Consider the following 21,734-nt stretch of genomic DNA (forward strand, 5'->3'; position numbering starts at 1 on the left):
TGGCCGATCGATGACCCGAACGTGTTGATTGTCACGTGCATGAAGGACGAAGGGCCATTTATCCTGGAGTGGGTCGCCTGGCACAAAGCGATCGGCGTTTCAGATTTCGTTGTTTATACGAACCACACAAACGACGGCACGACTGAGATTTTGGATCGGTTGCAGGACATGAAAGAAGTTGTTCATCTAGAAAATCCTGCTATCGCATTGGGTAGCACCTACTTTCAGCCTATCGCATTGAAAGCCGTTCATTCCAGGCCTGAATTCGAAACTGCGGATTTCGTGATTTCGATGGACGTGGACGAATTTGTGAATCTTCGCTGTGGATCGGGTACATTGCAGTGTTTGTTCAATGAAGTTGGCCCGTTTGACGTGTTATCGATGTCGGAACTGAACCACGGCAGCAATGATGTCGAGTCCTTTATCCCAGGCTGGGTTACCGAACAATTTCCCAGACATCAGACGCTGTATCCCGGAAGGTGGAAAGCGGAGCGTGGTGTAAAATCGATCGTACGGCTCTCGGACAAAGTCTTGCAAATCAGAAACCACAGGCCGGACGTTGATGAAACCGCGGTATGGGTGGACGGCAGTGGCCGACCCATTTCTGCCCTGCACGAGGATAGGACCAAGAATGGTATTGACACGCGTGGTTCATATGAGTGCGTTGTTTTGGAACATTTTCCACTTCGGTCACTAGAATCCTACCTTGTCAAAATGAATCGCGGCGATGTGGTGATCAAAGGCAAAATGGTTTCACATCGTTATTGGCGACTTCGTAACCAGAATGCACCCGCTACGTCGGACATGTCTCAAAACATCGCCCGTGCTCGTGCGTATTATAAAGAGGTGTTTGAAACGGACGTCCAATTGATGAGATTGCAACGATTAGCCGATGAACAGCATCGCAAGCGTATTGACGCAATCATAGGTATTGAGCCTTTTAAAAGCCGAAAGGAATGGATTCTGAAGAACGCATGGCAGTAACGAAGCCTGCGGATGATAATGCGGCGCGTTTTGTGGCCAAGCACACCAGAGCGTAACTTCTTGCAATTAACACTATAAAAAGGCCCATAGATTGCGTCACTACTATTCAAGAGACGGGCGACTGTTTGAAAGAAAAAGAAAGCTCATATTCGCTTTCAAACCTCGCTTTCGCGACACAGGATCTCGCTATATGCGCTGTGATCAACTAGCGGGCTTTGTGCGGCAGTACCATAGCGATAGATATGACGTCCGTGTCGAAGTCATGTCGCACCCGGAAAAAAAGCCTAATCGCTGGGCCAAGTTCCTGAGGCAATCTGAAGGCGCTGCAATCATTCTACTAAAGGGTTCTCCGGATATTTTATCCCAAGAGCAGCTCGAAAGCCTCCGACACAAAGCCATATGCGTGGCCATTGATCATGTAGACAGCTTTGCCGGTGGCGAGATCTTTGGAAAGGCGGATCTGCACATCGCGGCGAGCAAAGCCTCCCAGGACTTTATGCAGCGTAAATGCACACGCGTCTCTAATCGGCACAGGCTTAAGATGCCTCCGATCGCGCTCGTGGATCACCATGCGGACCCCAGAATAAAACCCTCAGAAGAACCCGAAGACACGAACCTGAAAATTGCCTATCTGGGCAAACTTGCCAATACATACATCCCGTCGGAAATTGCTCAAGACATGTTGACGCTCAGCGCGGATGCACAATCTGACTTTGAGCAAGCTTTGACTGAGATCGGGCAGGCACATCTTCACTATGCTGTGCGAAACGAAACAAATCGACAACCCAAACCATTTACCAAAGGATTCACTGCCGCGCTTGCGAACCGGAATGTGATTTGCACACCCGAGGTGGACGACGCAGTCAGGTTCCTGGGAGAGGACTATCCTTTCTTGGCCCGCAATTCAGACAAGGAGAGCATCATTGAGGTCGTTGATTTTGCGCGCGCTTCAGTCGGCTCTTCCGAATGGCAATACGGGCTTCGGTCGATAGAAGCAATGCGCAATCAGGTCAGCCCAGAACGAGTCGCACGACAGTTAGTTTCAGCGATAGACGCGTTTTTCTAGAGAAGGGCACATAGCGGAAAAGTCCATCGTTTCTCTCTATAAAAGACCCTAAACCAAAGGTCATAAGGTGGCTATCAATATAGACCGCATCGAACGGGGGGTTTGTTGCGGATAGTGTTGAAAAAATCTGTTGATTAGAGCGTCTGGCCCTGATTCACTTGTTTTGAGAGTGGAGGGCATTGCGATGATGGGACCGAAGTGCGCCCGTTGCTTGCACCGCATTACAGCTCACATGGTCGTCCGTCGATTGATCCCGAATTGGCCCAACTGGACCAACGTTACAAAAGTGGCCAAAAATCAGAACAATCGTAGAACGAAGAAAAGCGTAAGCGGTGCGTGACGGTCACCTACCAGCCCTTTGGCTGATCTGAGATTCCACCTTGGAGTGGTTTTTGAGGTGAGTTTCTCCATGGAGAGTACAAGAGAGTAACTCATTGGGCTTGGCGTTATCTTCTCAGCGGATGGGAGGCGGCGTTGGCCGGATGCTTTGAAGGCGCGGATTGTGGCGGAGACGCTGCTGCCGGGTGCGACAGTGAATGATGTTGCTGCCAAATATGGCCTGAAGGGAACCATGTCTCGTCGTGGCGGCGGATGGCCAAAGACGGTGATCTTGTTCTTCCGGTTTTGGAGGAGGAAGCTGCGTTTGCGCCGCTGGTGGTTTTTGAAGATCCGCCTTCGCCACCGGTCCCGGATGTCGCGCAGCCCATCGAGATCGCGGCTGGAGACATCCTGATCAAGCTGGATGGGGCGACACCGGCGGCGCGGGTTGCTGAGGTTGTCCGGGCGCTTGGGGTTGGGTCATGATCTTGCCTTCGAACCGGGTGCGGATCCTGGTGGCGACCAATCCGGTGGACTTTCGTAAAGGCAACGACGGGCTTTCAGCATTGGTGCAATCGGTTCTGCGTAAGGATCCCTTCACAGGAACTGTCTTTGTGTTCCGCTCCAAACGCGCTGACAGGCTCAAGCTGTTGTACTGGGATGGGACGGGTCTCGTAATGGCGTACAAACGGCTGGAAGACACGAGCTTCACGTGGCCCGCCATTCGGGACGGTGCGATGGCGCTGAACCACGCCCAGTTCGAGGCGCTTTTTGCGGGGCTGGACTGGCGCAAGGTGAAGGCTTTGGAAAGCCGCCCTCCGGCTGCGGCTGAATGAATCAGGAGGTCGATTGGGCTCTGTAAACTTCGGCTTTCGTGCTATGCGGCGGACATGTCTGACGCTGCCGACGACCTTGATTTGAGCCTGCTACCGCCCGTCTATCGTGCGGCTTTTGAAGCGTTGCAGGTTCAGGCCGCACGGGCAGCAGAGCTTGAAGAGATCAACAAGCGGCTTGAGCATCTGGTGGCGGAACTGAACCATGCGGTGCATGGTAAGAAGTCCGAGAAGCTGGACGAGGATGATCGGCAGCTCTTGTTTGAAGAACTCGAAGCTGCTGTCGCCGAGGTGCAGGAGCGCAAAGACACCCAGGCTCCCGGCGAAGATGCTCCAAAACGTAAACCGGTGGCGCGGCGTAATCTGGGCCATCTGCCAGAGCATCTGGAGCGCATCGAACAGGTCGTCGAACCCGACAACCTGACTTGCCCCTGCGGATGCGGGCAAATGCACAAGATCGGCGAGGACCGATCCGAACGGCTGGATATCGTGCCCGCGCGCTTGCGTGTGATCGTAACGGTGCGCCCCAAATACGCCTGCCGCCATTGCACTGACGGCGTGGCCCAGGCCCCGGTGCCAGCGCGCCTGATCGAAAGGGCGCTGCCAACAGAAGGCACCATCGCGCATGTGCTGGTGTCAAAATATGCGGATCACTGTCCGCTGCACAGGCAATCCCAGATCCTGGCTCGTGCGGGCATCGACATTCACCGCTCCACTTTGGCTGATTGGGTCGGCAAAGCGGCCTTTCATCTGGGCCCAGTGGTGGACCGGCTGGCCGAGCATCTGAGGACCTCCACGACGCTCTTCATGGATGAGACAACAGCCCCAGTGCTCGACCCCGGTCGCAAGAAGACCAAAACCGGATACCTCTGGGGACTGGCCCGCGATGACGGGAACTGTGGCGGCGATGACCCACCGGGGGTGGTGTTCTTCTATGCCCCAGACCGGCGCGGCGAGAATGCGGAAAAGTTCCTCCGGGTGAGCAGCCTCATCTGACTGGTCCAGTTTGATTGTTAGTGCATTGTTGGCCTCTGATCCATGTGGATGATGGTTTCCGGGGCTGGTGGGCGATAACCCAATGCACTGTGGGGTCTCTTGTTGTTGTAGTGTTTCCTCCATTGTTCGATCAGGATTTGGGCCTCACGTAAGCTGTAGAAGATCTCACCGTTGAGCAGTTCATCTCGCATCCGCCCGTTGAAGCTTTCGCAATATCCGTTTTCCCAAGGTGACCCTGGCTCGATGTAGGCGGTCTTCGCGCCGACGGCGGTGATCCAGTCTCGGACAGCCTGGGCGACAAATTCCGTCCCATTGTCAGAACGTATGAAACTCGGCGCGCCGCGAAGTATGAACAGGTCTGTCAGGACATCGATTACATCGGTCGAGTTCAGTTTCCGCTCGACCCTGATTGCCAAACATTCCCGACTGTACTCATCAAGGATGTTCAGCGTCCGGAAGGCTTTGCCATCATCGGTTCGGCAATGGACGAAGTCATACGACCAAACATGGTTGCGATATTCTGGCCGTAACCGAACGCATGAGCCGTCATTTAGCCATAACCTCCCTTTCTTTGGTTGCTTCATTGGCACTTTCAGCCCCTCTCGCCGCCAGAGCCGTTCAACCCGCCCATCACTGACGGACCATCCAGCCTCTCTCAGCAGCGCAGCGATCCTGCGATACCCATATCGGCCATATTGACGGGTCAGCTCGATCATGTCGGCCACCAGCCTGTCCTCGTCCGCGCGGCCTCTTGGGATGCGTCGTTGCGTGGACCGGTGTTGTCCAAGTACGCGACAGGCGCGTCTCTCGGAAACGTTCAACTGGTTGCGTACATGGTTAATACAAGCACGACGACGAGCGGGGCTCAGTAGTTTCCCTTTGTGGCTTCCGTCAAGATCAGTTTGTCCAGCGTCAGATCAGAAACCGCACGTCGCAATCGTTCGTTCTCTTTCTGAAGCCGTTTCAGTTCCTTCAATTGATCAACACCCATTCCACCGTACTTCTTCCGCCAGCGGTAATAGGTTTGTTCAACAACGCCGATATGCCTGATCGCATCAAGACGGGACATGCCTTGACCCATCAGTACTTCAACCTGCCGTAACTTCGAGACAATCTCTTCGGGCTTCGGTCGCTTGTTTGCCATTCGTGGTCCTCCGTTTCCTAAACATAACGGTGGACCAGTTCAGTTGGGGAGGCTCAGATGGCGGGCGACCAATTCAGGTAACCTAGTGTTGTGTGACATCCTGACGTTCGACCGTGAAGAACCATTCAGCATCCGGACGTTTGGCGATCACTTCATCTGGCACGGCCTCGGGGCCGGACAAGAAAACATTCGCACCAAAGTGACTGTGCAAAAGCGAAAGGCGTTCCATACGGTGGCTCGTTAACGCAGAATAGAACTGGTTGTAGTCGGGCCTCGCCTTCAGCTCCTCGATCTTGGTCCGGTGGCACTTTAGTGAAAAAGCATGGGCCTCGGCGATCTCAGAATCTTTGAGAAGCTTGTTCAGTTCGACGCGCATCTTTGGTAGCATCCGGGCAATAGAGCGATCTATTTCTGCGTTATTGTTCATACGAAACCAGTATGCGAGGCCCTGATCGCGGTCCACATGGTTCACGCGGCCCCTGTCTCTTTTTACCAGAAAGCTTTCTGCCGAACGCACAGCGTAGTGGTTGAGCTGTACAAGATCGTATCCGTAGGTTTCGGTCGTAGAGCGCCAGCTGTTGCGGTACATCTGGCGAGGCAAAGGTTGCCCTGATCCGTTCACCCAATGAACACTTTCCCACAGTTGCGGATTGAGCCCTTTTGGCCGATGAACTCCCAGCTTCTTGAACAGACCTACGTTCCGGAAAAGCGTTTTGAAACCCCATGCTTGATGTGGCTTGGGTGTAAATTCACGTGCGCAACGGATGAACTTCTCGATGACAGGGCTTTCGTCAAAAAGATGCACATTGCAGTTGCCGAACAAACGCCATGTCATTGCAATCATGTTGGCATCCGGAACGTGTTCAAACAACGCATCAAGCGTGCCATCGCCGCATTTGATATTCACGAACTCATCCACGTCGATACAGGTCACCCACGCGGCATTCGCGACGACCGGTTCATCTTGCGCCGAGCGGAGTGCTGCGTGTTGCGGTTTTAACCCCATCTCGCGAAATGGGTTTACTCGGTGTTGTACGTATCCCCTGCGTTCTAAGAGCTTCAGCATTGTATCCGTACCATCGGTACAGTCGTTTGTGTATACGATCACATCGTCGAAACCGATTGCACGATGATATGCCAGCCATTCTAGTACGAAAGGGCCTTCGTTTTTCATCGCTGTCACGATGACACGCCCGCCAGTTTGGTTGGCCGTTGGCGTCAAGGCAATTCGTGGAGCACGCTTGGGGTTTCCATCCCAAAGAGTTTCAGCTTGGTTGATAAGATATGCGTCTTCAACCAAAGAGGTTTTGGGCACGATTTTCGAAACTGACGGCGCAGAATGCCGTAGAGCCGTGAAACGATAAAATGCCCCGGTGACAGATCCACTCGGATTGACATTACCGATCCAAAAACGCCGCCAGACGGCGCGATCGGAAACCTGATTTCGTGCTATACACCAACGATTGCTCGCACCGGGATTGTCAAACTGAACACAGATATGGTCACTAAAGTGCGGATTGGCCTGATCACGCAAGCGCCAAGGGTAACAGCGCCGACCAACCAGAGAAATCAATCCACTGGATGAATTCACGGCGAGATCGAAAATAGAATCTTCACCACGAGTAATGAGGTCGCATACATCAATGTTCGCGACAGCCCGAGCGTGCGATAGGCCGCGCGAACGCATCATTTCATAAACGGACGCTGCGCCCAGAGGGCTATGCCGACGGTCAGGAGGTGGCACGTCCATTCGGTCTTTGCCCGGGGCATCTGGGGCACAAAACGGGTGCCATTCGGGCGGTAGGTCAGCCCGGCCAAGAGGCATGTCACTGCTGAGTAATTCGACGTTGCAGGTCAGGTCACGTTCCCGCAGTCCAGCTTGTAATTCTCGGGCGAAAACCTCATCCTCTCCGGGTTTTGCACGATCGAGGATCAGAGCAGCATCCATCAGATGTTGATCCGCGTGATAGGCCAACCAATCCAGCACAATTTCAGCGTCTTCACCGTTGCGCACTGCAGCAAGTGCATTTCGCCCTTCGAAGGCGGCAAAGTTGGGTGTTGCGGCTTCAATTGTGCATTCTTGGCCGTCTATCGTGAACACCGGGGATACTGCGTCGGGCAAATGAAAGCGCATCACCGTTTGGCCGCCGAGTGTGCTATATGTATATAGTTCGGCACCTCGGCGTGGGCATATTTTTTCGGGCAGGACTTCTCGGTCGAAGAAAAGGCTTAGAAGCCGCTCATTGTCTTTGACCGTTTCAACTGCATCAAGGAGAACGAACGCCCCAAAATCACGACTCTTCAGGCGGCTTCGATTAAACGCGACCATAAGGATAGCCTCTTCCACAACAGTGTTTGCACAGACAGAACACTGCGCTTCGATCCTTCAACGGGATTACATCAGTCTGACTTCTCCAATTCAAGTTTCAGACCCATCTTTTACAATCAGCTGCGTCAAAGCGTGCCTTTTGTGTGTTCGGGGCAAACATGAATAGTCAATGCATCTCGCCGATGCTCTATCCTTTGTTGCCCGACAAAAGCAGTTTCCCCAGCTTCAGTGCACATCCGCAGCGGGTTTGAGTTTTCTTGATCAGAAGGTTATCGGGTCTTGCTGTTTTCTTCTGCTTCCGCACGATTGCGTAGTTCCGTCCCCTTTGCGTGCAACGTTCTTGCAAGTTTTGGATCCACGTCGCGTCGTTCCGTTCCAACTATTCGCGTCAAAAGCTGCAGCCCATCCAGCGTCTCCATGACCTCGTACGCATGCTGTATGTGCCACTGCAAACCTTGTTGTGACAATCTGCTGAGCTCTTCGTCAGCGTGTAGTTCGTCGAGCATTTCCTTCAACGCCGGTAAATGACGCTGGATCGACCTTTCTTCAACCGAATTGAAATTCCGGTCAGCCCAATATCCCAGGTCGATTTCCTTGTGTGAACGGTTTGGCAGGCCACGAGAGGACTTGACCAGATAGGCAAGGGCAGACTTGACCGAATAGTGATTGAGGCAAACCAGATCCATCCCGGCCAAAGGCCCGAACGTTATTAAGCCACGCTGTTGGTAAAAACTTGGTAGCGGTTGACCTGAACCGTTGACCCACCGAAAACTGTGCGCGCGATCCCTCTCAGGTTTTTTGGGGCGATGCACACCAAGTTTTTGATAGGTCCCGTCATTGCGGAATAAGGTTTTGAAGTGGCTTGCCTCCCAAGGTGAGTAGCATGGAAACGGGGCCGCATGTGTGAACTCTTCCAGAACAGGCGACGCTGAAAGGTCTACTTTTCCGCTGTTGCCAAAAAGGCGCCATGTCAGCGCGTATGCATCAGCATCATGAACCGCCGCAAACAGATCATCAAGATATCCTGTACCTGTCTTGATGTTTACGAACTCATCGACGTCTGAAAACAATATCCACTCGGCAACCTTGGTAAGCTCATGCTTTCCGGCCAGTTCTAACGCGGTCCACTGCACCCCTTTTTTTGCATAGTCTTGATTGCGTTCATGTGTTACCCAACCCCGTGCCGCCAGCGCGTCCAGCAGATCATCTGTGCCATCTGTGCAGTCGTTTGAGTAGATGAGGATGTCATCAAAACCAATCAGTCGGTGATAGGCTACCCATTCCAGAATATACGGCGCTTCATTTTTCATCGCCGATATTAGGAGACGTGTCATCTGAGTTCCTGCGATGTGCTTATTGATCAGAGTTGGTAATCAGCCCCACCTGAGTGGTCCAATTTGATTGTTAGAGCATGACCGGTCTTTGGTCCATCTGGACGATGGTTTCGGGTGCCGGAGGGCGGTAGCCCAGAGCACTGTGTGGTCGTTTGGGATGTGTCGCAAACTCTGGGGTCTAGTTGGGGTGGATTCCGGCTGGGGGCAGGATTGTATCATAAGCGGTGACGGCTTGGATTCTTCCACCTGTATTCGCCGGTGAGAAGGATGTGAGCCCACCCGAGTGGTGAGATATGCGAGAGAAGGTCATCGGGACAGTTCAGACCGGCGCGTTTTCGCGCGGCGACCGCCTCTCCGAGATGCTTGGTGTTCCAGTAGATGATGAGGTTGTGTCGCAAACTTTTGGAACGACCAGAGCCAGCGATATGCTAGACGCAGTTATCCTGCGATCTCAGCAAACATCCGAAAGCCGGAAGTCGTATCACTAGAGAATTGCTTCTTCCGGATCATGTTGGCTACCTCAATGCCGTCCAATGTTGCGGAAGCTGACCCGAAAGATTTGAACCCGCACATGTGCCGCACGCGTCGTTTGATGAAGCTGTGATCCTGTTCGATCATGTTGTTCAAATATTTGGACCTGATCGTCTGTACTTTAGCTGGGCAGCCGAACCGCTTCAGGATTCTGTTCACTTCTCGAATGCCAGCTGCATTGGCGCCACTCTTGTCTATGACGATTTTGTTTGGGATCCCGTTTGACGACAGTGCTTTGGCAAAGAACCGGGTGGCTGCTGGACGATTTCGTCGCTCAGACAGCATGAAATCAAGGGTGTTTCCCGCTTTGTCGACCGCTCGATAGAGATACATCCACTTGCCGCGCACACGGAGATAGGTTTCGTCCATGCGCCATGAACTCTGAGTTGGACGCTTCCTTGATTGCGCACGAGCAGCGACTATCGGCGAGAACTTCACAACCCACCTATTCAATGTGGCGTGGTCAACTCGCACACCGCGTTCAGCCATGATCTCTTCCAAATCACGATACGACACTGTGTACCGCAAATAGAAGTACACAGCGTACAAAACGGCATCCTTGGGGAAATGGCAGCCTTTCAAGGAAATCATGCTGAAACCTGTTGGAGAACAATACGCGGACAACAAACGTCGGATTCTGCATGCTCGTCAATCTAGGTCCAAAGTTTGCGACACAACCTGCCTGCATTGCTTGGGCGGAAATTGCGATACAGCAAAGACAAGTAGCCTTGGATTGTATGTCGACGCGACAAGAAGCATGGGCGCAGTCCAAGTCTGAGGACAAGAAGGCTGCTTCCCTTGCAAAGGAATTCCAAGCGACAATGCAAGCAGTCATTGCTGCTGCGACCTGCATTGATGCGTTCTATGATCACCTCGTTCCATTTGCGCCCATCTCGGAAAGTACCCGCGAAGCTTGGAACAGAAAGAAAACCGCGCGCTATATCCGGATCGCAGAGACCTTGCGGGTTGCGTTTCGCATCAAGCCTGATGAGATGAAGCAGTGCATTGAGCATTTGAAGCCGATCTATTTACTCAGGGATTTTTCAGTCCACCCTTCAAGCGCTCCGGCACCGCCTTACCCACATCCTGATCTCGACATTCGGACTGACTGGAGGCTGACAGTGTATCGAGGTGATATTGCAGACGTGCTTGTCACCAACGCACTTCGTTTGCTTTGGGATGCAACGCGAGGGACTAAGTGCCGATCCGAAAAACTGACGACCTTCATGGATAACTTCCGGACGAGAGTTGAAGAACTTCTTCCCGACGGTGAACCAAAAGCGCGCTTCAGTTCTGTGGCTTTTACAATCCCAGAAAAGGTATTGCGCAAAGGGCGAAGCAACGGTTCCTGATCACCATTTTCGGAAAGCACTTGGCCGCACTTATAATATTGCATTGTCCAGAGCGCTTCCTGCGGTACACCTATATAGTCGCTGCTGCGCGGGTCAGGTGCTCGCTTAACATTCGTTAAGTTGCTGCAGGCGAGTTGGCGCGGCATCGGGTGCTGTCAGCAGTGGAGGCGCAAGCACGCCCATCTCATGCCTGATATAGGCCGGATCAGCAAAGTTTTGCGGGACTGGCGCGGGACCAGCAATAGTGCTTGACCGCGTCTGTCCTGTAAGTCATTGAAAACATTGGTCGGAGTGATAGGATTTGAACCTACGACCCCTGCCTCCCGAAGACAGTGCTCTACCAGGCTGAGCTACACTCCGACCGTGGCGGGTGATCTATACCTCGCGAATTGGATGTGCAAGAGGATTTCTGAGATTGGTATAGGGTGAACCACGGGGGCAGAATGACGACTGTCGCAACAAGTCCAGGTGGGTATCTGGACCGCATCTCACTTCAGTGGCTCAGTGCGAAACAGCCGAATTTTGGTTCCGCCATGATCGACGACCGGACCGGGCGGGAGCAAAGGTAGGCGCGTTGCGCGGACAAGTCCAGGTGTCGTGGTGACAATGCCCACACGCCAGCCGTGAAAGCGGTTGGCGAGTACCTTGCCAAGGCTGCCATATAGTGATCGCAAGCGCTTTTCGTCACCGATGCGGGCCCCGTAAGGGGGGTTCACGATGATCAGCCCCGTCGGCCCGGCGGGCGGTTTGATGTCACTGACCGAACGGTGCTGAAACTGGGTTATCTTATCCACATTGGCCTGCATCGCATTCGAACGCGACGCTTCAATCGCGCCTTCATTCCGATCGGAACCAAAGAATTTCAACTCGGTTTCGTGCGTTTGGGTTCGCTTGCGCAACTCGTGCCACGCATCGTGGTCAAAGCTGGCAATGTTCTCGAAAGCGAAACTACGTGATCTTCCCGGCATCAGACCAAGCGCTATCTCAGCTGCCTCAATTACAAACGTGCCCGAGCCGCACATCGGGTCCAAGACCGGCTCAGATCCGTCATAACCACATTCGCGCAGGAACATAGCTGCCATGGTCTCCCGCATCGGAGCTTTAGCAATGGCGGGTTTATGGCCGCGTTTGTGTAATGGCTCACCGGAGCTGTCCAGCGACAGAGTGCAAATATCTTTTTCGATCCGAAGGAGCACACGAACAGTGGCATCAGATGAGACCGGCGCGCCAAGTGTCTCAGAAATGGCGCGTTCAATACGTTGGCGGGCCGCCCTGTCATGATAGATGCGTGATTTACGGCAGGTTGCGTCGACCCTTACCGGAATATCGGATCTCAGGAACTCGGCCCAAGGGAACTTGCGTGCCCGCTTGTCCAACTGCGCCAAATGGACTGCGGGAAAACTGCCCAGTCGTACCAGAACTTTGTTGGCACCCCTTAGCTCAAGATTCGCACGCCAGACTTCAGGCCAGCCGCCACGGCAAACAACACCACCTACGAGCTTTTGCGGATCGTCAAATCCCCGCTCGATCGCTTCCGCATACAGAGGCGCTTCGAGGCCGGGCGTGGCGACCAAAAATATCTCAAGATCATCTTCGTCTTTCATTCAGGCTGCTTACACCGGATGAACATTAGGTGCGACATACAAATTGAGGGCAAAAATCCACTCAATGTGAAACTGAATCATAAGAATGTGAATTTCGGGTTCGAAATTGAGCGGTAACAGGTTTGCGTTTGCGGGCATCCCCGCGTAAAGGAGCTTTGATCGGAATTACGCTTGCGGATTCTGGTCGGTTTGAGGTGCTTTTGCGACCGGACTGATCGGAAAAATCGTGATATTTGTTGCCATCATTGTAAGGTGGCAAACAGCAGGCGCAGGACAGAGGCTTGGAAGAACGTAGCGACATGCAAACTTTCAAACTAAAAAAAGGGTTGGATTTGCCGATTGAAGGCGCGCCCGAGCAAAACATCCAACCGGGGCCTGAGTTTTCCAGTGTTGGCGTTCTGGGGGGGGATTATCTAGGTCTAAAACCCCGCATGTTGGTTCAGGAAGGTGATGATGTTCAGCGCGGTACACCGCTGTTTTGTCACAAGGACGCGCCAGAGGCGATGATGGTCGCACCGCTGAGTGGGAAAGTTGTTGCCGTTAACCGTGGTGCGCGGCGTGTACTTCAAAGTGTCGTGATCGAAGTATCCGATTTCAATGATACCGGGGTTGATTTCTCGGGCATTGGTGATGCGGTCTCTGTCGAGGGTGTCACCACCAAGCTTTGTGCAGCTGGACTTTGGACTTCCTTCCGTACGCGACCATATTCGAAGATGCCCGAACCGGGGACGACACCAGCAGCGATTTTTGTCACCGCGATGGACAGCGATCCACTGGCTGCAGATGCTGCCGTGGTAATCGCCGATGCATCAGAGGCATTTACGGCAGGTTTGGCCGCAATCTCACATCTGACTGAAGGAAAAACCTATCTTTGCTACAAAGATGGAGAAGCCATCCCAGGTGCTGATCTTCCTAAGGTTGAGGCAGCGGCTTTCTCGGGCCCGCATCCGTCCGGGCTGGCCGGGACACATATTCACTTTCTAGAGCCTTTAGCCGCTGACAAGCAGGTATGGACAATTGGCTATCAAGACGTGATTGCCATCGGACGCCTAATGCAATCCGGTCACCTCGATCCGAATGTTGTGATCGCACTGGCCGGACCGGGTGCGCGGCAACCACGCTTGATCCGTACGGTCATGGGCGCCTCAACTGACGATCTGATCCGTGATGAGGTCAATGTTGATGGAGCCGCTCGGATCATATCGGGTTCGATCCTGTCTGGACGCCATGCTGAAGGCCCGACTGCGTATCTCGGTCGTTTTGCACGTCAGATCACCATCATCCGCGAAGATCCCGACCAGATCACTATGGGTTGGATTCTCCCCATGCCGTCGAAATTTGCCGTTCAGCCGGTCCTGGGGTCTGCTTTTGCCAATAAACTCTATGCCTTGACCAGCAATTTGAATGGCGGACGACGCGCCATGGTTCCGACCGGCACGTTTGAAGAGCTGATGCCACAGGATTACCTGCCGACACAGCTATTGCGCGCTCTGTTGGTAATGGATACCGACACTGCTCAAGCTCTGGGCGCGTTGGAACTGGACGAAGAAGATCTGGGCCTCGTGGGCTTTGCCTGCCCGGCGAAATATGAATACGGGTTGGCGCTGCGCGACTGCCTTAGCAAGATTGAAAAGGAGGGCTGAGCCGAATGGGTTTGCGCAGCTTCTTTGATCGGATCGAGCCGAACTTTACCAAAGGCGGCAAGTACGAGAAGTATTTTCCCATCTACGAGATGGTAGAAAGCTTCATCTACACTCCGAAAACCGTAACCTCTGTCGCCCCTCACGCGCGGTCCTATGTGGATATGAAGCGGATCATGACCTATGTCGTGATCGCCACGATCCCCTGCATTCTATGGGGGATGTGGAACACCGGTTATCAGGCGAACTCGGCAATTGCCGCGCTTGGACCTGAAGCGGCCACAGGCTGGCGGATCGCCCTTTTGCAGATGTTTGGCATCTCGCTGGACCCGTCTAGCATCTTTGCCAACGTGGCGCATGGGCTGCTCTACTTCCTGCCGATCTATATCGTGACTTTGGTAGCAGGGGGTATTTTCGAGGTCATTTTTGCGACAGTGCGGGGCCATGAGGTAAACGAGGGTTTTCTTGTTACTTCTATGCTTTACACGCTTATCATGCCGGCAACGACACCGCTGTGGCAGGTGGCTCTGGGCATCATATTCGGTGTTGTGATCGGCAAAGAGGTTTTTGGCGGGACCGGCAAGAACTTCCTCAACCCCGCGCTTGTGGGCCGTGCGTTCCTATACTTCGCGTATCCGGCTCAGATGTCTGGCGACTCGGTTTGGACACCTGTTGACGGGTTTTCGGGCGCCACTGCCCTGGCTGTTTCTGCAGCCGAGGGGGTTCAGGCTCTGGCCGCCGAAGGCATCACTTGGTCCAGCGCATTCTACGGCACCATCCAAGGAAGTTTCGGTGAGACATCGACACTGGCCTGTATGATCGGCTTGGGCTTCCTGCTTCTGACCAAGATTGCGAACTACCGATTGATCTTAGGATGTCTGGCCGGAACCATCGGCTTTACCCTGCTACTGAACGTGATTGGGTCGGACACCAATCCAATGTTTGCAATGCCATGGTATTGGCACATCGTTCTTGGCGGGTATGCCTTCGGGCTGGCCTTTATGGTCACCGAGCCCGTCTCTGCCAGCCACACCAATGTTGGGCGTTACATCTACGGGGCGCTGATCGGTGTCATGGTTGTGTTGATCCGTGTCGTGAACCCGGCTTTCCCCGAAGGCATGATGCTGGCAATCCTGTTCGGAAACGTCTTTGCACCGCTGATCGACTATTTCGTCGTCCAGGCAAATATCAAACGGAGGGCGCGTCGCCATGTCTGATCCGCAATCCCAAGAACCAAAAGGTGCGATTGCCAAGTTTCTTGCGGCCTCGCCGGATTCTGTTGGCAAGACGATTTTCGTCGCCGTGGCTGTATGCCTGGTTGCGTCGATGGTCGTATCAGCCGCTGCGGTCAGCTTGCGCCCTGTGCAGGAAGCGAACAAGCTGAAGGATAAACAGGTCAATGTATTGCAAGTCGCGGGTGTTTATGAACCCGGCATAAATGTAACCGAAGCCTTCGCCGCGTTTGAACCGCATGTACTGGACCTTGCGACAGGTGACTTTGTGGACGACCAGTTCGATCCTGCCACGTTTGACGATATCGCTGCTGCCAGTGATCCGGAACTAAGCGTTGCTTTGGACGATGACCCGGCCGGGATCGGTCGCAAGGCCAACTATCGCGTCATCTACCTGCTGCGCGATGATGCCGGTGATCTGGATAAGGTGATCCTTCCGCTGCATGGCTATGGCCTCTGGTCGACGCTCTATGGCTTTATTGCTTTGGAGAATAACGGCAACGATATCTACGGCCTTCAGTTCTATCAGCATGGTGAAACCCCGGGTCTAGGTGCCGAGGTGGATAACCCACGCTGGAAAGCGCTGTGGAACGGTAAAAAACTGCGGGACGATGCGGGTGATCTGCAGATCACAGTCGCCAAATCTCAGCCCGCAGCTGGTGCCGATTTTTATGTCGATGCGTTGGCTGGTGCTACGCTGACCTCTGTCGGTGTTGATAACCTGGTAAAATTCTGGATGGGCGATGCGGGCTACGGCCCGTTCCTGGCCAAACTGCAAGCAGGAGATCTATGATGTCTCAGACCAAGAAAGAGCTGTTGGTCGATCCGCTCGTCGACAACAACCCGATCACACTGCAGGTGTTGGGCATCTGCTCCGCACTTGCGGTGACCTCATCGCTACAGGTTGCTTTCGTTATGGCGCTGGCAGTGACCTTCGTGACCGGGTTCGCGTCAATGTTCATCTCCATGTTGCGCAACCAGATTCCGGGGTCGATCCGGATCATCGTGCAAATGGTGATCATCGCTTCACTGGTGATCTTGGTGGATCAGATCCTTAAGGCCTATGCTTTCCAGATATCGAAAACCCTGTCAGTTTTTGTTGGCCTGATCATCACAAACTGTATCGTTATGGGGCGGGCCGAAGCGTTTGCCATGAAGAACCCTCCGATTGCTTCGTTCATCGACGGTGTAGGTAACGGCCTCGGCTATGGTCTGATCCTGATGTTGGTTGGTTTCATCCGCGAACTGTTTGGCTCGGGCAGCCTGTTCGGCGTGACGATCCTGCAAACTGTGAATAATGGCGGCTGGTATGTACCGAATGGTCTGCTGTTGCTGCCGCCTTCGGCCTTCTTCGTGATCGGCCTGCTGATCTGGGCTTTCCGCACCTGGAAGCCGAACCAGGTCGAAGAACGTGAATATGAAATCCAGCAGGTAGAGGCGCACTGATGGAAGGGCTTATTTCTCTGGCCGTAAAGGCGATCTTTGTCGAAAACCTCGCGCTCAGCTTCTTTTTGGGGATGTGTACCTTCATCGCCGTGTCCAAGAAGATTTCGACTGCACTGGGTTTGGGTATCTCGGTCATGGTCGTGCAAGCGATCACTGTGCCGACCAATAACCTGTTGCTCAGTTATCTGCTGAAACCGGGTGCGCTGGCCTGGGCGGGTTTCCCGGATGTGGACCTGACTTTCCTTGGTCTGATCTCGTATATCGGTGTGATTGCCGCGATGGTGCAAATCCTTGAGATGGTTCTCGATAAGTACTTCCCGCCACTCTACAACGCGCTGGGTATCTTCTTGCCCCTGATTACGGTGAACTGTGCTATCCTAGGCGGTTCGCTGTTCATGGTTGAACGCGACTATAACTTTGCCGAGGCCGCGACTTATGGCCTGTCTTCGGGCTTTGGCTGGGCGCTGGCAATTACCGCAATGGCAGGTGTTCGGGAAAAGCTGAAATATTCGGACATTCCAGATGGCCTGCAGGGGCTGGGCATCACCTTCATCACCGCAGGTCTGATGGCAATGGCCTTCATGTCCTTCTCGGGCGTGAAACTGTAAGGAGGGCGCAATGGAAACTTTTAGCCTTGGCGTAATCCTTTTTACCCTGATCGTTCTGGCGCTGGTGGCCATAATTATGGCGGCCCGCTCCAAGCTGGTGTCGACCGGTGATGTCAACATCACCATTAATGGCGAGAAAACAATCTCGGTTCCCGCAGGAGGCAAACTGCTGCAAACGCTTGCGGCGGAGAAGCTGTTTGTCCCATCGGCCTGCGGCGGTGGCGGGACGTGCGCGCAATGTCGTGTCAAAGTGCACTCGGGCGGAGGATCTATCCTGCCCACCGAGGAAAGCCATATCACCAAGCGTGAGGCGGCTTGCGGTGATCGCCTTTCTTGTCAGGTTGCGGTCAAGCAGGACATGGATATCGAAGTCCCGGAAGAGGTGTTTGGCGTCAAGAAATGGGAATGCACCGTTCGTTCGAACGAGAACGTAGCTACCTTCATCAAGGCCCTGACACTGGACCTGCCTGAAGGCGAGGATGTGAACTTCCGCGCCGGTGGTTACATCCAGATCGAAGCGCCTGCGCACCAGCTGGTCTATACCGATTTCGACGTCGAAGAAGAGTATCGGGAAGATTGGGATCGCTTCAATTTGTGGCAGTACAAATCCGTCGTGGCCGAGCCGATTGAACGTGCCTATTCCATGGCCAACTACCCGGATGAAAAAGGCATGATCATGCTGAACGTCCGCGTGGCGTCGCCCCCTCCGGGGTCCGAAGGTATCCCGCCGGGTCAGATGTCGTCGTATATCTTCAACCTGAAACCGGGCGACAAAGTCACAATCTCGGGTCCGTTTGGTGAGTTCTTTGCCCGCGAGACCGAGAAAGAGATGGTATTCATCGGTGGTGGTGCTGGTATGGCCCCGATGCGCAGTCATATTTTTGACCAGCTCAAACGTCTTGAGAACCGCAACCGCAAGATCAGTTTCTGGTATGGCGCGCGCTCGAAGAAAGAAATGTTCTTTGTCGAGGATTTCGACACTCTGGCCAAAGAGTTCGACAATTTCGAATGGCACGTCGCTCTGTCGGATGCCCAACCCGAGGATGATTGGAAAGGCTACACCGGCTTTATCCATAACGTTCTGTTCGAAGAATACCTCAAGAACCACCCGGCGCCTGAGGATTGCGAATACTACATGTGTGGCCCGCCAATCATGAACCAGTCGGTCATCAACATGCTGCTGGATCTGGGCGTGGATCGCGAAGACATCATGCTCGACGATTTCGGCGGATAAACAGTATTGATCGGTTCCATCCTTTGGAGCCGATTTTTTTCTCAGAGTTGATCAGTCAAAAGGCACCCCGGTGCCCTATTTTTCGACTGATGCTGCGCCGTTTTTGTCTCAGAAGGTAACAGGCGATATGCTAACCGGATGGATCAAAAGGTTTTTTGCGTCTCAAGCGCTACCTGATCAGGTAATAGGCACATCCTCACTGGCACCGACTGAGAAGTTCTATGCCATCGGCGACCTTCATGGCAGACTGGACCTACTGCAGATGCTTTTGCCTGCATTGGACGGTGCTTGTCCCACAGTGTTTGTTGGCGACTATGTTGATCGAGGTGAGCACAGCGCACAGGTTTTGCGTCAGTTACACCACCTGGACACACGTTCGGAAAAGAAAGCGATCTGCCTTAAAGGCAATCATGAGGACATGTTGCTTGGGTTTCTAGATGCTCCAAGAAAATGGGAGCGTGTTTGGCTGCACAATGGTGGTGCCCAGACCTTGGCCTCATTTGACCTGACAGATATTGAACTCTCCGATCCAGATGCCGTCGCTGAAGCGCTTCGGGGCGCGATGGGGCAATCCCTTGTGGATTGGCTGTTTGATCGTCCGCTGACCTGGACAAGTGGCAATGTGACCGTTGTTCACGCTGCGCTTGACCCGTCGCAGCTGGTCGACGGACAGCAAGACAGCACCTGCCTCTGGGGACACCCGCAATTTCGTAAGAAACGTCGAAAAGACGGGCAATGGGTAGTGCACGGGCATACGATCGTCGACGAGCCCATGATTGAGAATGACGTCATATCTATCGACACCGGTGCATTCGTCACCGACCGCCTGACCGCCGCGGAAATCTCACCCGGTTCTGTCCGATTTATCTCGGCGAGTCACACCGGAATCGAGTGGGAATCGGCTTAAGAGTTAGCCGACAATCATCTGTTTCATTCTAAGCGCTTCATATTCCAGTTCCTTCAATCGGAAATGGACTACGTCCCCAATAGTAATAACGCCGCGCAAATTGCCGTCACTTAAAACAGGCATGTGCCGGAAGCGACCCTCGGTCATAGTTTTCAGCACATCGTTCAGATAGTCGTCTGGGCTACAGGTTTTGACCTCAGTCGTCATCAGGTCGGCCACAGATTGAGGTAATGTCTGACCGGGTGTTTCCGCCATTCGGCGAACAATATCACGTTCAGATAGGATCCCTTGCAACGAACCATTCTGGTCAGTGACCACAACCGCACCAATGCGCTTTTCCCGTAAGATATCTACAACTGAATGGATCGTATCGTTGGGTCGTACAGAAAAAACAGCATCCCCTTTGCCTTCCAGCAGTTTTGAAACCGTTGTCTGTGTGTGCGACAAGTTTGTTTCAACTGACTGACTGCGAGTCGCCTTCGCGGCCTTGTCGCCACGGGTCGGGGGCTGGTAAGAGCTTGGGGCCATGGGCGGTCTCCTCTTTCACAGGTAGTGTCCTTATTCTCTACCTTACCGCAGGGATAGGCGCTGTATAGGTGCAAATTCGAAAACCGATGTAACCGGACTACTTTACAAGGAGTTCCAAGTTCTTGAGCGAGCTATACCTGACCCCGCCGGTTGCTGCGTTGATCTTCTTTGTTGTCGTTGTCTGTGGTCACAATTTCCGCATGGTGTGGAAACAACAACCCTCAGGCTGGCAGAAACGCGCCTGGATCTTTGGTGTGCCAGCCACGATTGGGCTTCTTGCCCTCGCGTTTTTGCCGCTCAAGATCTGACGCCGGTTTGACTCTGAACAGGGCCGCTGGCATATGCCGGGCAAGACTACTCGCAGGAGATCGCCCCATGCGCCCGTTGATTGCCTTGGCTTCGTTGTTGTTTGTTTCGGCTTGCCTGTTTGACAAGGAACCTGATGTGGTGCGCCTGTCCGGTGAGACTATGGGTACCACATTCAACATTACCGCTATCGGCGATGATCTGGACGAAGCTGCACTGGGTCAGGCGGTTCAGGAGACACTGGCACAAGTTAACGCAAAGATGTCAAACTGGGACCCGAATTCCGAAGTTTCGACCTTCTCGTCCTCAGACAGCACAGAACCAATGCCGGTTTCAGATGAGTTTGCGTTCGTGATCGAAGCCGCAAACGAGGTGCATGAGAAGTCTGGCGGTACGTTCGATGTCACCCTTGGTCCGCTGATCGAGTTGTGGGGATTCGGCCCGCGCAAACCCGAAGACCCGGTTCCTGCCGATGCTGAAATTGCAACAGCGTTAGCTCAGGTGGGTCAGGCCCGCCTACTGACATTGGATAGTGCAGCCCGCACACTTGCGAAATCAGACGCAGGAGTGGGGATCAATTTGTCTGCGATTGCCAAAGGCTATGGTATCGATGCGGTTGCTGCACAGCTGCGCGACGCTGGAATTGAGAACTATATGGTCGAGATTGGTGGTGATCTGGTGGCCATGGGTGAGAACGACAAGGGCGAAAGCTGGCGGATCGGTATCGAAAAGCCCGAAGCTGGCACACAGGCCATCCAGCTAATCGTTCCGCTGGATAATCTGGGGATGGCAACTTCGGGTGATTATAAGAACTTCTTTGAACAAGACGGTGTGCGTTACTCGCACATTATCGACCCGGTCACGGGACGGCCGATCACTCATCGCACCACTTCCGTCACGGTTCTGGCGGATGATGCGATGATGGCGGATGCCTGGGCGACAGCGATGCTGGCACTTGGTCAGGAAAAAGGAATGGAAATCGCGGAAAAGAATAAACTTGCCGTGTTTTTTATCTCGCGCGATGTGACAAGCGGGGAAGAAGCCTATATCACCGTACAAAGCAGCGCTTTCAAGGATGCGCTGGGAACCAACTGATCGGTAGGCACTGCTATGAGCACCTTTATTCTGGCATTCGTATTGTTACTGATCATCATGGTCGGGATGTCGTTGGGCGTAATGCTGATGGGTAAGACCATCAAAGGCAGTTGCGGTGGCTTGAATGCAATTTCCGGTGCTGACAAATGTGTGGTTTGTCAAAAGGATATCGACCCCGATAGCCCCCTGCGTGATCAGTTGCAGTGCAAGCGTGCAAAAAAGATGCTGCAACAGATGGAAGGCTAGG

At 53.6% G+C, this 21,734-nt stretch carries 22 protein-coding genes, 1 tRNA gene and 1 pseudogene; 16 read left to right on the forward strand and 8 right to left on the reverse strand.

Features of this window, described 5'->3' with window-relative positions:
- Positions 1-39 precede the first annotated feature (39 nt).
- The 5 genes and pseudogenes from ACR0JR_RS05360 to tnpC form a co-directional block, all read left to right on the forward strand.
- Positions 40-984, forward strand: a complete 945-nt coding sequence (locus ACR0JR_RS05360; RefSeq protein ID WP_480455327.1) for a glycosyltransferase family 2 protein — start codon at positions 40-42, stop codon at positions 982-984.
- Between the two features lie 190 nt (positions 985-1,174).
- Positions 1,175-2,050 carry a hypothetical protein gene (locus tag ACR0JR_RS05365; protein WP_170780370.1) on the forward strand — a complete coding sequence of 292 codons (876 nt, stop codon included), beginning with the start codon at positions 1,175-1,177 and terminating at the stop codon, positions 2,048-2,050.
- Between the two features lie 591 nt (positions 2,051-2,641).
- Complete coding sequence (locus ACR0JR_RS05370) at positions 2,642-2,854, forward strand: hypothetical protein (protein ID WP_480455498.1); 213 nt, start codon at positions 2,642-2,644, stop codon at positions 2,852-2,854.
- Positions 2,851-3,204 carry an IS66 family insertion sequence element accessory protein TnpB gene (tnpB, locus tag ACR0JR_RS05375; protein ID WP_170780371.1) on the forward strand — a complete coding sequence of 118 codons (354 nt, stop codon included), beginning with the start codon at positions 2,851-2,853 and terminating at the stop codon, positions 3,202-3,204. The genes ACR0JR_RS05370 and tnpB overlap by 4 nt, the downstream gene beginning before the upstream one ends.
- Before the next feature lie 54 nt (positions 3,205-3,258).
- Positions 3,259-4,176 (forward strand): annotated as a pseudogene (gene tnpC, locus ACR0JR_RS05380) (IS66 family transposase); the annotation flags it as partial.
- Positions 4,177-4,214: 38 nt separating this feature from the next.
- Here tnpC and ACR0JR_RS05385 read toward each other — a convergent pair.
- From ACR0JR_RS05385 to ACR0JR_RS05405, 5 genes are all read right to left on the reverse strand, one after another.
- Positions 4,215-5,341, reverse strand: a protein-coding gene (locus tag ACR0JR_RS05385) for an IS3 family transposase (RefSeq protein WP_170780372.1) whose coding sequence is annotated in 2 segments (ribosomal slippage) — positions 4,215-5,080 and positions 5,080-5,341 — 1,128 coding nt in all. Because the reading frame shifts where the segments join, the coding sequence is not laid out codon by codon here.
- Between the two features lie 82 nt (positions 5,342-5,423).
- Complete coding sequence (locus tag ACR0JR_RS05390) at positions 5,424-7,475, reverse strand: glycosyltransferase family 2 protein (protein WP_480455329.1); 2,052 nt, start codon at positions 7,473-7,475, stop codon at positions 5,424-5,426.
- Positions 7,476-7,939: 464 nt separating this feature from the next.
- Positions 7,940-9,004: a glycosyltransferase family 2 protein gene (locus ACR0JR_RS05395; RefSeq protein WP_170780374.1), complete on the reverse strand. Its 1,065-nt coding sequence runs from the start codon at positions 9,002-9,004 to the stop codon at positions 7,940-7,942.
- 215 nt (positions 9,005-9,219) lie between these two features.
- The gene (locus tag ACR0JR_RS05400) at positions 9,220-9,429 is read right to left on the reverse strand and encodes a Tn3 family transposase (protein WP_480455493.1); all 210 of its coding nucleotides are present in this window, start codon (positions 9,427-9,429) and stop codon (positions 9,220-9,222) included.
- Between the two features lie 13 nt (positions 9,430-9,442).
- A complete protein-coding gene (locus ACR0JR_RS05405) occupies positions 9,443-10,126 on the reverse strand; it encodes an IS6 family transposase (RefSeq protein ID WP_480455331.1) in 684 nt (227 codons plus the stop codon).
- A 50-nt stretch (positions 10,127-10,176) separates the two neighbouring features.
- Here ACR0JR_RS05405 and ACR0JR_RS05410 point away from each other — a divergent pair, with 50 nt between their 5' ends.
- Positions 10,177-10,887 carry a hypothetical protein gene (locus ACR0JR_RS05410; protein ID WP_170780375.1) on the forward strand — a complete coding sequence of 237 codons (711 nt, stop codon included), beginning with the start codon at positions 10,177-10,179 and terminating at the stop codon, positions 10,885-10,887.
- Positions 10,888-11,170: 283 nt separating this feature from the next.
- Here the strand turns inward: ACR0JR_RS05410 and ACR0JR_RS05415 are convergent.
- A tRNA-Pro gene (locus tag ACR0JR_RS05415) sits at positions 11,171-11,247 on the reverse strand.
- A gap of 128 nt (positions 11,248-11,375) precedes the next feature.
- A complete protein-coding gene (locus ACR0JR_RS05420) occupies positions 11,376-12,491 on the reverse strand; it encodes a THUMP domain-containing class I SAM-dependent RNA methyltransferase (RefSeq protein ID WP_480455332.1) in 1,116 nt (371 codons plus the stop codon).
- Between the two features lie 299 nt (positions 12,492-12,790).
- On the opposite strand from ACR0JR_RS05420, the gene ACR0JR_RS05425 reads away from it, so the two are divergent.
- The 7 genes from ACR0JR_RS05425 (at position 12,791) to ACR0JR_RS05455 (ending at position 19,558) form a co-directional block, all read left to right on the forward strand.
- Positions 12,791-14,134 carry a Na(+)-translocating NADH-quinone reductase subunit A gene (locus ACR0JR_RS05425; protein ID WP_480455333.1) on the forward strand — a complete coding sequence of 448 codons (1,344 nt, stop codon included), beginning with the start codon at positions 12,791-12,793 and terminating at the stop codon, positions 14,132-14,134.
- A gap of 5 nt (positions 14,135-14,139) precedes the next feature.
- A complete protein-coding gene (locus ACR0JR_RS05430; RefSeq protein ID WP_480455334.1) occupies positions 14,140-15,348 on the forward strand; it encodes an NADH:ubiquinone reductase (Na(+)-transporting) subunit B in 1,209 nt (402 codons plus the stop codon).
- Positions 15,341-16,156: a Na(+)-translocating NADH-quinone reductase subunit C gene (locus ACR0JR_RS05435; protein WP_480455335.1), complete on the forward strand. Its 816-nt coding sequence runs from the start codon at positions 15,341-15,343 to the stop codon at positions 16,154-16,156. The genes ACR0JR_RS05430 and ACR0JR_RS05435 overlap by 8 nt, the downstream gene beginning before the upstream one ends.
- A complete protein-coding gene (locus ACR0JR_RS05440; protein ID WP_170545951.1) occupies positions 16,156-16,809 on the forward strand; it encodes an NADH:ubiquinone reductase (Na(+)-transporting) subunit D in 654 nt (217 codons plus the stop codon). Before ACR0JR_RS05435 ends, ACR0JR_RS05440 begins: the two co-directional genes overlap by 1 nt.
- Positions 16,809-17,417, forward strand: coding sequence for an NADH:ubiquinone reductase (Na(+)-transporting) subunit E (gene nqrE / locus ACR0JR_RS05445; RefSeq protein WP_010441340.1), 609 nt, complete (start codon positions 16,809-16,811; stop codon positions 17,415-17,417). Before ACR0JR_RS05440 ends, nqrE begins: the two co-directional genes overlap by 1 nt.
- Positions 17,418-17,427: 10 nt before the next feature.
- Positions 17,428-18,651: an NADH:ubiquinone reductase (Na(+)-transporting) subunit F gene (gene nqrF / locus ACR0JR_RS05450; protein ID WP_170780380.1), complete on the forward strand. Its 1,224-nt coding sequence runs from the start codon at positions 17,428-17,430 to the stop codon at positions 18,649-18,651.
- A 70-nt stretch (positions 18,652-18,721) separates the two neighbouring features.
- The gene (locus ACR0JR_RS05455; protein WP_170772356.1) at positions 18,722-19,558 is read left to right on the forward strand and encodes a metallophosphoesterase; all 837 of its coding nucleotides are present in this window, start codon (positions 18,722-18,724) and stop codon (positions 19,556-19,558) included.
- Positions 19,559-19,561: 3 nt separating this feature from the next.
- Here ACR0JR_RS05455 and ACR0JR_RS05460 read toward each other — a convergent pair whose 3' ends face one another.
- Entirely contained in the window at positions 19,562-20,086 is a 525-nt protein-coding gene (locus ACR0JR_RS05460; protein WP_010441346.1) for a CBS domain-containing protein, read from the reverse strand.
- Positions 20,087-20,208: 122 nt separating this feature from the next.
- Here ACR0JR_RS05460 and ACR0JR_RS05465 point away from each other — a divergent pair, with 122 nt between their 5' ends.
- The 3 genes from ACR0JR_RS05465 to nqrM all read left to right on the forward strand — a co-directional run bounded on the left by ACR0JR_RS05465 (position 20,209) and on the right by nqrM (position 21,733).
- Positions 20,209-20,394 (forward strand): hypothetical protein, encoded by a 186-nt coding sequence (locus ACR0JR_RS05465; protein WP_170545946.1) that lies wholly within the window; start codon positions 20,209-20,211, stop codon positions 20,392-20,394.
- A 67-nt stretch (positions 20,395-20,461) separates the two neighbouring features.
- Complete coding sequence (locus ACR0JR_RS05470; RefSeq protein WP_480455336.1) at positions 20,462-21,487, forward strand: FAD:protein FMN transferase; 1,026 nt, start codon at positions 20,462-20,464, stop codon at positions 21,485-21,487.
- Positions 21,488-21,502: 15 nt separating this feature from the next.
- A complete protein-coding gene (nqrM, locus tag ACR0JR_RS05475; protein ID WP_010441352.1) occupies positions 21,503-21,733 on the forward strand; it encodes a (Na+)-NQR maturation NqrM in 231 nt (76 codons plus the stop codon).
- Position 21,734 lies beyond the last annotated feature (1 nt).

The organism is Ruegeria sp. AA3, assembly GCF_056542905.1.